Here is an 11,089-nt window from a genome sequence, read left to right as displayed (position 1 = left end):
ATAAATTTCAACAAACAAATTTACCTTAATTCTGATTTATAAATCTATCTCAAGCAGCTATTTTCAGCGCTAACTATGTTGAATTTACTTACAATAGGCCAGCTATTGACGCGTAAATTCGCCTTGTTTTCACTGAAAATCTCTGGCTAGAGAAAAATAAATTTAAATATCATTATGATTCAATATATTAGTAAATATCTTAACCAGAGTTCAGGTTAATTATTTTTTAAAAGACGCGCTTACTTATAGTGCGTCTTTTTTGCTTTTGTCATTAATTTTTGCATCAATCAATAAATTTTCAAGCTCATCTTGCAGTTCAAAAAGCTCAGGCTCAATATTATCTAAAGTACATTCACTTTTAAGTGATGTTTCTATTGTTTCAGCTAATGATTTAAGCTTTGGCACGCCTGTGTAGCAACATGCACCATGAAATTTATGAACGATAGTGAGTACTTGCTGGCAATCTTTGTCATCAATAGCTTTAATGAGTAAATTAAGGGTCTCTGGTACGCTTAACAACAGCATATTAAGCATTTCTAACGCGAGCTCACTTTTCCCACCTGCGCGCTGTAACGCAAGAGTCCAGTCAATACGATTACTTTCAAATGGTGCAGGGCTCTGTGGAGTATTCTTTTTACTTTTATCGCGATTGATTGGTGTTTGTGGGCTGTGATCGCTAATAATCTGTCTTAACATATCTTCATCAATTGGCTTTGTTAGGTAGCCTTTAAAGCCATCTTTAAGCAGCTGTTCTTTTTCACTATGCAGTGCATGAGCTGTGACGGCAATAATAGGGGTATCTTCATTCAATGATGATTCTTGTATTAGTTTACATGCCGTGATGCCGTCCATAATCGGCATTTGAATATCCATAAAGATGACATCGTATTTATGACTTTTGCTCAAACTATAGGCCTGAGAGCCATTATGAGCTGTGTCCATTGCTTCAATTTGCTCTGCAAGTAAGGTGCAAATTAGTTTTAAGTTCGCATCATTATCATCCACTATAAGCACTTTAAGTGGCAGTAACTGCTGCTCATTTTGTTCGATGTTATGAACAGGGTGATCAAGGCGGTAAGGCGCTGCCAGCACTTCACACAATTTGCGATGATTGAGAGGCTTACTTAAGCAGGCGTCTGCACCACTGCCAATAAATGCTTCACGCATATTATGCGAAACAGTATTTAGCATTAGATACAAGTAATCAGTTGAGTCGCGCACTGCTTTAACGTAGCTTTTTAGTCTTTGCATGTCATCAACAGACGCCATGTGTCCAATTAAGCAAACATCGTATTTAAACTCTTGATTTTTTATCGCATCTAAAAAGCTTGTTTCGTTAAAGCAAGCGGTAACGTTGGTTTGCCATTGTGTTAATAACGACAACACTGCGTGATGCGTGTGTTCGTGAGGCTCTAAATATAAAATACGCTTACCAACAAGCGATTTACTAGGCAAATCATTTGTGAATACATGATTGGGTAATCTAAATATGCTGTTGAAAGTAAAGCATGTTCCGTTACCAGGCGCTGAGTTGAGTGTTATACGCCCGCTCATTGCTTCAACAATATGCTTGGTAATAATAAGCCCTAAGCCTGTTCCACCAAACTTACGCGTTATGCTTGAATCGGCTTGACCAAATGGAGTGAATAGAGAATCTTGCTTATCCATTGGGATGCCTACGCCGGTATCGGTTACGGCGACTAATACCGATGCGCGTTCTTCATCGAGTAATCGGTAACTTATATCGACTTTAATTGAGCCCTTTTCGGTGAATTTTATGGCATTACTTAAGAGGTTAATGAGTATTTGTTTAAAGCGAGTAGGGTCGCCAGTTAAATCATCAGGCACTTGTGAGTTTATATAGATTGATAACTCAAGCTGCTTATCGTGAGCACTTGGTGCTAGCAACGTCATTACTTCGTTAACAGCATCTCGTAATTGAAACTGAATTGACTCAAGTTCCATTGCGCCGGCTTCTAATTTAGAAAAGTCTAAAATATCGCTAATAATGGTCATTAGACTATTGGCTGAAAGCATAATTGTATCGAGGTAATCTTTTTGATGCTTATTAAGTGGCGTCTTATAAAGTTGGCGAGTAAAGCCCATTACCCCATTTAAGGGGGTGCGCAATTCGTGACTCATTTTGGCTAGAAAATCAGATTTAACACGGTTAGCATCTTGCGCTTCTTTTTTTGCCATTGTGAGCTCAATATTTTGAGTCTCGTATTGTTCTAGTGTTTCACGGTAGTCACTGGTTGCTTGATCTATGTTTTTTTGCATTTCATCTTTTTGCATCACCATAGTATGGGCAATAGTATTTAAACCTTCTCGAAGTAATTCAAACTCGCCAATCATACTCTCGTTTAGGCCGGTACTTCTTTTTCCTTCAACAAGCTTGTCGGTTGCGAGTACTAACTTATTAAGCGGCGTCATAAACATACGGCTTAATCTAAATGCTAAAATAGCGGCAAATATCAAAGATAAAATAATGACAATACCGCTCACTAGTAATGCTTGCTGTTGCCCTATTACAGCTTGGTCTTTGTTTAGCTGTAAAATAACCGTTCCTAACGGAGAGTGAAATGCAGATGGATCCCATTTTGAATCATGGGTGGAGTGGTTAATAATTGGAGTGAAAAAAGTAACTAATTTTTCTGAAACTTGTATTTGAGTTGTATTTAAATTTTGCATCACTTTTTGATTAATCAACTTATCAAAAGAGCGGTGATAGTTGCTGGTCATTATTAATTGGTTATTATTATCAAAAATAGCTATGGATTTTACCGTTGGCGAATGTTTATTGTGCGTATAGCTAATTAAGCGACTGAGCAGTTGTTTGTTTTTTTCAAATAAGGGTTGCTCTAGCGCAATTGCAAGAGGCTCAGAAATTGTGGCGCCTTGCTGATATAAAATTTCATCAAGCTCAATGTAACGATTTATTGTAAAATAACCACCAAGCAATAATCCAATGATCACCGTCGGGATCAGGGTCAGTGTTAAAACAGAATCGCGTAAGCCTAATTTAGTCATAATGGGAACGTTTATCATTATTAGTATGTTTCGAGTATATACGTTTCAACACCTATTCTCAAAGCCTCTGCTATAGCAGTACATTTATTGTTTTAACCTATAATCATTTTAAGGTAATGCCAAATGGCACAAATTTTTAAAGCAAAAAAAAAGCCACTACAACAAAAGTCAGTAGTGCTTGATATTACTGCAATGGATCATCAAGGACGTGGTATCGCAAAATACAATAACAAAGTGTGTTTTGTAAGCGGTGCATTACCAAGTGAGCAAGTAAAAGCAACGCTTGTTGATGATAAAGCGCGTTATAGTAGTGCAATTACACACAAGGTTATTAAAGCAAGTGATGCACGAGTAGCCCCTTTTTGTGAACACTATACTCATTGCGGTGGATGCCAATTACAGCATTTAGAGGCAAGCCAACAGGTTGCTGAAAAACAAACTGCGGTTAATCAGTTATTTGAAAAGTTCGCAAAACAAAAAAACTTAAACTGGCAAACCCCGTTATTAAGTAAATCAACACACTATAGGCGCAGTGCGCGTATTGCTGTGATGTTTGATAAAGCGGCTAAAAAAATGCGTGTGGGCTACAGAGCAAGCGGCTCAAAAAATATTGTAAGTATTAATCAATGTGCCGTGTTAAGTGAGGCATTCGCAGATATATTTACACTTTTTGATGATTTAATTAATCAATATAAGCCGCTGCACAGTATAAGCCACCTGCAATTGTGCGAAAGTGATGACCATAGCTTTGTTATTATTCGTCATACAAAAGTGATTTCTGATGAGTTTAAAGCATTAGTAGAGCAGGCAGCTTCGCATTATAAGTATGACATTGTATGGCAAGGCGAGAGTGATGTCATTGAGCATTCGCATTTAGCAATGCCGTTTTACTATCTTGAAGAATTTAATCTTAAGTTTGAATTCGGTTTAGATAATTTTATCCAAGTAAATGCACAAGTTAACCAAGCTATGCTGAAGCAATCAGTAGATTGGCTTAATTTAAATGGCGATGAAAATATCTTGGATTTATTTTGCGGTATTGGCAACTTTTCGCTCGTGCTGGCAAAACAAGCAAAAACAGTAACGGGTGTAGAAGGGGTTACTTCAGCGGTTGCAATGGCGGCGCAAAATGCGCAAACTAACTCTATTGCAAATGCGCAGTTTCATTGTTTTGATTTAACGCAAAAAATTCAAAATGCGCTGTGGTTTAGTAAAGATTTAGATGTACTCGTATTAGATCCATCTCGTACTGGTGCAATGGCTGTATTAGAGCAGTTACCTTTAAAGCAATTTAAAACAATTTTATACGTCTCTTGCGACCCTGTTACTTTAGCCCGTGACAGCGCTATTATTTCGCAAGCAGGTTTTGATCTTAATAAAATAGGGCTAATGAATATGTTTCCTCATACAGGGCATATTGAAACTATGGCGTTATTTCAACGGAGGTAAAGCGCATTATGGTAGCTACACGTCAATCGCATCAACAAGATGAAACGGGCGATTTTGCCACTCGTCTAAAAGCACTCGGGTTGTCTGCTGAAAAAGCTGAATTTCTTAATCAGGCGCAAGCACTGTGTGTAAACTGCAACAACGAAAAGCAACAAAATACAGCCATTGAAATGGTTGAAATTTTGGCTGAGCTAAACCTTGATGCCGAATCGTTAGCGACTGCGTATTTAACACCGTATTTTTTAAATGATGTTGTGTCGCTCGACACCGTTGAAGAGTTGCTAGGTAATAACGTGGCAATACTTTTAACAGGTGTTGCGCAAATGGCCACAATTAGTACCTTATCGCATCAAGGTAAAGGGTCAGTTCAAGTCGATAATATTCGAAAAATGCTGTTAACCATGGTTGAGGATGTACGTGCGGTGGTTATTAAATTGGCTGAGCAGGTATGTCATTTACGCAACGTAAAAGATGCCGATGAAGAAGACCGTGTTATTGCAGCCAAAGAAACCGCTGATATTTTTGCCCCATTAGCGAATAGATTAGGAATAGGGCAACTAAAATGGGAGCTTGAAGATTTATCGTTCAGATACTTACGCCCAGATATATACAAAAGTATAGCTAAACAACTCGATGATAAACGTTTAGCGCGTGAAGCTTATATGGAAGATATGGTGGAGCAAGTTAAAAGCCGTTTGAGTGAGGCAGGTATTGAAGCTGAAGTTTATGGCCGTCCCAAGCATATTTACAGTATTTATAAAAAAATGGCGCAAAAAAATTACGAGTTTGATCAATTATTTGATATTCGCGCTATGCGAATTGTGGTTGAACGCTTGCAAGATTGCTACGGTGCGCTGGGTATTGTGCACACTAATTGGCGTCATCTTAATAAAGAGTTTGATGATTACGTTGCTACGCCCAAACAAAATGGCTATCAATCTATTCATACCGTGGTATTTGGCCCTGAAGGTAAAACGGTAGAAATACAAATTCGCACCAGCGATATGCACCAAGATGCAGAGCTAGGTGTTGCAGCGCATTGGATATATAAAGAAGGTGCACTGCCTGGACGTGGCTCCGGTTATGAGCAAAAAATAAGCTGGCTGCGTAAACTACTGCAATGGCAAGAAGAAGTCGTTGATGGTGGCGATTTAGCTGAAGAGCTTAAAAATCAAGTAGTCGAAGACCGCGTGTACATATTTACCCCAAGCGGCGATATTATCGATTTACCCCTCGGCGCAACACCGCTTGATTTTGCTTACTATATTCATTCGAACGTTGGTCATCGTTGTATTGGTGCTAAAGTGTTTGGCAAAATAGTGCCATTTACGCATCAGCTTACAACTGGGGATCAAGTAGAAATACTTACCCAAAAGCAACCTAATCCTAGTCGTGATTGGTTAAACCCTTCATTAGGTTACATCAAATCGTCGCGTGCTAGAGCTAAAATACATCACTGGTTTAAACAACTCGATCGGGATAAAAACCTCAGTGCGGGTAAAGATATTCTTGATAACGAGCTGCAAAAGCTGGGTTTAAATTATAAAGACTTAGCACCGGCGATTAAGCGTTTTAATTTTAAAGAGCTTGATGACTTAATGGTTGCCATTGGCGCGGGAGATGTGCGTCTAAATCAAATGCTTAACTTTGTTACCGATCGTACAGAAGACGAGCCGGTAATACGTTTTAAAAATCCGACTAAAGTAAGCGGCGATAAAAATGGCATTGTAGTGGATGGCGTTGGTAGCTTAATGAGCCACGTGGCTAAGTGTTGTCGTCCAGTACCTGGCGATGCAATTATTGGTTATATTACTCAAGGACGTGGTATTGGCGTACATAAAGATGATTGCGATTCGTTTAATAACTTAAAAGAGCAGCATCCTGAGCGTGTGCTTTCTGTTAGTTGGTCTGATGATATAAACGGCTCGTACGCATTGAGTATTAAAATAGAAGCCACCGACCGCTCTGGGTTGATACGCGATATAAGCTCAGTGTTAGCAAACGAAAAAGTAAACGTACTTAATATGAATGTAAACACGGTAACGGATAATCAATTAGCAATTTTTACTATGCAAATAGAAGTGCATGATTTATCGGGGACCAACCGTGTTCTTTCGAAATTGCATCAAATAGAAGGTGTTCATGACGCCAAGCGTGGTCATTAAACATGAATGATAATACAGCGCTTACGCAACTTCTTAGCATAATGAAAACACTGCGAGATCCTAAAAATGGTTGCCCGTGGGATCTCAAGCAAGATTTTAAATCTATTGTGCCGCATACATTAGAAGAAGCTTATGAGGTGGCTGACTGTATTGAGTCAGGCAACTTAGGTGAGCTTAAAGGTGAATTGGGTGACTTGTTATTTCAAATCGTATTTTATGCGCAATTAGCCCAAGAACAAAACTTATTTGATTTTAGCGATGTAATTGAGCAACTAAACACCAAACTCACTCGTCGTCACCCGCATGTATTTGATGATAAAAAAGAGCTAACAGACGAGCAATTATCACAGCAGTGGCAAGCAATAAAAGCACAAGAACGCAGTACTAGAGCACAAACAAAATCTCCTTCTTTTTGGCAAGATATTCCAGCTAATATGCCAAGTTTAAGTAAAGCTAAAAAAATCCAACAACGTGTGGCTTCTCTTGGTTTTGATTGGCCAACATATCATGGTGCGCTTGATAAAGTGAGCGAAGAAGTACTTGAGGTAAAAGAAGCGATCGAACATGATCCGTTATCTGATCACACAGCGGAAGAGCTCGGCGACTTACTTTTTGCTACTGTTAATGTTGTACGCCATGTTAAACGAGACCCCGAACAACTGCTTCGTAGCGCTAATGACAAGTTTTCAGCACGGTTCGAGAAGGTGCAAGTATATTTAAACGCGCAAGGCAAAAGCTTAGATACTGCCACCTTTGAAGAAATGGATCGGGCATGGGATGCGATTAAAAAATTGTAATAAAATTATGCACATTTTTTGTGCGCACATTTACTATTTTTAGCTGGATTGATAAGCCGTGTTTTGGTACAATTTCGCCCCGTCTTGATGATATACCCTTAGGCTCTTCTTTGGGTGTTATATTCCTTTTAATTCCTGATATTCTAGGGTTCGCATGAGTACAAAATTTATCTTCGTTACTGGCGGAGTTGTTTCTTCGTTGGGTAAAGGTATTGCCGCAGCTTCACTGGCCGCTATTTTAGAAGCCCGTGGTTTAAATGTTACTATTTTAAAGCTGGATCCTTACATCAACGTTGACCCAGGCACAATGAGCCCAATTCAACACGGTGAAGTTTACGTTACAGAAGACGGCGCAGAAACTGACCTTGATTTAGGTCACTATGAACGTTTTATTCGCACCAAAATGACAAGTCGTAATAACTTCACACAAGGCCGTGTATATGAAGACGTATTACGTCGCGAGCGCCGAGGTGAATACCTAGGTGCAACTATTCAGGTTATTCCACATATCACTAACGATATTAAGCAACGTGTTTACGACGGTGCTGAAGGTTATGATATTGCAATTGTAGAAATTGGCGGCACTGTAGGTGATATAGAGTCACAACCGTTTATTGAAGCAATTCGTCAGATGGGAACTGAAATTGGCCGTGAACGCGCGCTATTTATTCACTTAACGTTAGTGCCATTTTTAGGCCCTGCGGGCGAAGTGAAAACAAAACCAACTCAGCACTCTGTAAAAGAATTACGCTCAGTCGGTATTCAACCAGATATTCTTATTTGTCGTTCAGACCGTAAATTGCCAAATAATGAACGTGCAAAAATCTCATTATTTACAAACGTAGAAGAAAAAGCGGTTATTTCATTACCAGATGTAGACAGCATTTATAAAATTCCAGCGCTTTTAAAATCGCAAGAGCTAGATAACTTTGTATGTCGTCGTTTCCACCTAGATCCACCAGAGGCTGATTTAGCAGAGTGGGAACAAGTACTTTATCAAGAGTCTAACCCAACAGGTGAAGTGACTATTGGTATGGTCGGTAAATACATTGAATTACCAGATGCATATAAATCGGTTAATGAAGCATTAAAGCATGCAGGTCTTAAAAACCGTTTAACAATTAATATTGAATATGTAGATTCACAAGATCTTGAAAGTAAAGGTGTTGAGTTACTATCGCATTTAGATGCCATTTTAGTACCAGGCGGCTTTGGTGGTCGTGGTGTTGAAGGTAAAATATTAGCGGCTAAATATGCCCGTGAAAACAAAGTGCCTTACTTAGGTATTTGTTTAGGAATGCAAGTTGCGCTAATTGAATACGCACGAAATGTTGCAGGCCTTAGCGATGCTAACTCAACAGAATTTAATGCAAAATCAGCAGCACCGGTCGTGGGTTTAATTACGGAGTGGTTAGATGCAGAAGGTAACGTTGAAACACGCAGCGAAAAATCTGACTTAGGTGGCACTATGCGTTTAGGCGCACAAAAATGTCACTTAACACCTGGTTCTAAAGTGCATGAAGTATACGGTAGTGACGAAATTGTTGAACGCCATCGCCACCGCTACGAAGTTAACAATAACTTTGTAGAGCAACTAGAAAAAGCAGGTTTAAGCTTTACTGGTTTATCGGAAGATAAAAAACTGGTAGAAATTATCGAGAATAAAGATCACCCTTGGTTTATTGCCGCGCAATTCCATCCGGAATTTACGTCAACACCACGTGATGGTCATCCGCTATTTGAAGGGTTTGTAGCAGCAGCTCATATCCATCAAAAAGCGAATTCGTAACTTAAAAGAGGCCGTGCATATTGCACGGCCTCTTTTGTTTTAAGAGCTGACTAATACCAATTTATTAAAGCATGAGCATTGTATCGCATTAAATAACTCACTCACTGCGTTAAAAATTACTCATATAGAACAACTATATGTCATAATTTCTGGCTTGTTATTGAGCTGTTTTCTTAGCGCTATAATAGCTCACTAATTTAATGCAATTGGTATAAACTATACAAAGCATAGTAAAGTTAGTTGAAATCACCATTTTGGGAATATAGAGGAATCAAGATGTCAAAAATCGTAAAAGTAATTGGTCGCGAAATTATGGACTCGCGTGGTAACCCAACTGTTGAAGCTGATGTACATTTAGCTGATGGTTCATGGGGCCGTGCTGCAGCACCCTCTGGTGCGTCTACAGGTACTCGCGAAGCATTAGAGTTACGTGATGGTGATAAAACTCGTTATTTAGGTAAAGGCGTATTAAAAGCAGTTGGTTATATTAATAAAGAAATTGCTGACTCTTTAGCTGGTCAAAATGCATTAGAGCAAAGCACTGTTGATAAAGTGATGCTGGATTTAGATGGTACTGAAAATAAAGAAAAATTAGGTGCCAATGCAATCTTAGCTGTATCACTTGCGACAGCTAAAGCCGCTGCACAATCTAAAAAAGTTGAGCTTTACGAACACATTGCTGATTTAAACGGTACACCCGGTGTTTACTCAATGCCACTGCCAATGATGAATATCATCAATGGTGGTGAACACGCAGATAACTCGGTAGATATTCAAGAGTTCATGGTTCAGCCAGTTGGTGCTAAAAACTTTCGTGAAGCACTACGCATGGGCGCTGAAATATTCCATAGCCTTGCAAAAGTACTTAAAGCAGAAGGTCACTCAACATCTGTGGGTGATGAAGGCGGTTTTGCACCAAATCTAGCATCTAACGAAGCTGCACTTGCTGCAATTAAAGTGGCAGTTGCAAATGCAGGCTACGAGCTAGGTAAAGACATTACACTTGCACTAGATTGTGCTGCATCTGAGTTTTACGACAAAGAAGCAAATATCTACGACCTTAAAGGTGAAGGTAAAAAGTTCACTTCTGAAGAGTTTAACTTCTTCTTAAAAGATCTAACTGAGCAGTACCCAATCGTATCTATTGAAGATGGTCTTGATGAATCTGATTGGGATGGCTTTGCACACCAAACTAAACTAATGGGTGATAAAATCCAATTAGTTGGCGATGATTTATTTGTAACAAACACTAAGATTTTAAAACGTGGTATCGACAACGGTATTGCAAATTCAATCTTAATCAAGTTTAACCAAATCGGTTCTTTAACTGAAACGTTAGCTGCAATTAAAATGGCTAAAGACGCTGGTTTTACGGTTGTTATTTCTCATCGTTCAGGCGAGACAGAAGATTCAACCATTGCTGATTTAGCCGTGGGTACTGCGGCAGGTCAAATTAAAACGGGTTCATTGAGCCGATCTGACCGTGTTGCTAAGTATAACCAATTGCTACGTATTGAAGAGCAATTAGGTGATAAAGCACCGTACAACGGTTTAAAAGAAGTTAAAGGTCAGTAATTCTATTTTATAAAGAATTTGATTTTTAATTTAGACTGTAAAATCCTCGCATAAGCGGGGATTTTTTATGCCAGATACTTTACTCAAAAAGATGAGTACAAGTTGTAGGCGTTAAGCTTGCTGACGCGCGTACGCAGTGCGAAAAGGGATATCCACAAAAATATAAACTATTTATTTAACTCTCAAATTACTGTTTTTTAATTTAAGGTTATAATACCAATCTGCATAAATCTTTGATCAATTTAACGAATTAAATTGCACTATAACGTCGTTAAAAATTTTTT

General features: G+C 38.8%; 6 protein-coding genes. 5 read left to right on the top strand and 1 reads right to left on the bottom strand.

What is annotated here, in order from left to right; translation table 11 throughout:
- Positions 1-243 precede the first annotated feature (243 nt).
- Positions 244-3,030, bottom strand: coding sequence for a two-component sensor histidine kinase BarA (gene barA, locus CWB66_RS19295; RefSeq protein ID WP_138586626.1), 2,787 nt, complete (start codon positions 3,028-3,030; stop codon positions 244-246).
- A gap of 123 nt (positions 3,031-3,153) precedes the next feature.
- On the opposite strand from barA, the gene rlmD reads away from it, so the two are divergent.
- From rlmD to eno, 5 genes are all read left to right on the top strand, one after another.
- Positions 3,154-4,479 carry a 23S rRNA (uracil(1939)-C(5))-methyltransferase RlmD gene (gene rlmD / locus CWB66_RS19290; RefSeq protein ID WP_138586625.1) on the top strand — a complete coding sequence of 442 codons (1,326 nt, stop codon included), beginning with the start codon at positions 3,154-3,156 and terminating at the stop codon, positions 4,477-4,479.
- Between the two features lie 8 nt (positions 4,480-4,487).
- Positions 4,488-6,644, top strand: coding sequence for a GTP diphosphokinase (relA, locus tag CWB66_RS19285; protein ID WP_138586624.1), 2,157 nt, complete (start codon positions 4,488-4,490; stop codon positions 6,642-6,644).
- Between the two features lie 2 nt (positions 6,645-6,646).
- Positions 6,647-7,441 carry a nucleoside triphosphate pyrophosphohydrolase gene (gene mazG / locus CWB66_RS19280; RefSeq protein WP_138586623.1) on the top strand — a complete coding sequence of 265 codons (795 nt, stop codon included), beginning with the start codon at positions 6,647-6,649 and terminating at the stop codon, positions 7,439-7,441.
- A 154-nt stretch (positions 7,442-7,595) separates the two neighbouring features.
- Positions 7,596-9,230 carry a CTP synthase gene (gene pyrG / locus CWB66_RS19275; RefSeq protein WP_077537174.1) on the top strand — a complete coding sequence of 545 codons (1,635 nt, stop codon included), beginning with the start codon at positions 7,596-7,598 and terminating at the stop codon, positions 9,228-9,230.
- A gap of 276 nt (positions 9,231-9,506) precedes the next feature.
- Positions 9,507-10,805 (top strand): phosphopyruvate hydratase, encoded by a 1,299-nt coding sequence (gene eno / locus CWB66_RS19270; RefSeq protein ID WP_138586622.1) that lies wholly within the window; start codon positions 9,507-9,509, stop codon positions 10,803-10,805.
- The last annotated feature ends 284 nt before the right edge of the window (positions 10,806-11,089 follow it).

The organism is Pseudoalteromonas sp. S558 (genome assembly GCF_005886635.1).
Lineage (GTDB): Bacteria > Pseudomonadota > Gammaproteobacteria > Enterobacterales > Alteromonadaceae > Pseudoalteromonas > Pseudoalteromonas aliena.
Note: the sequence above shows the minus strand (reverse complement) of the source record. Positions and strands in the feature narration are given on the sequence as shown.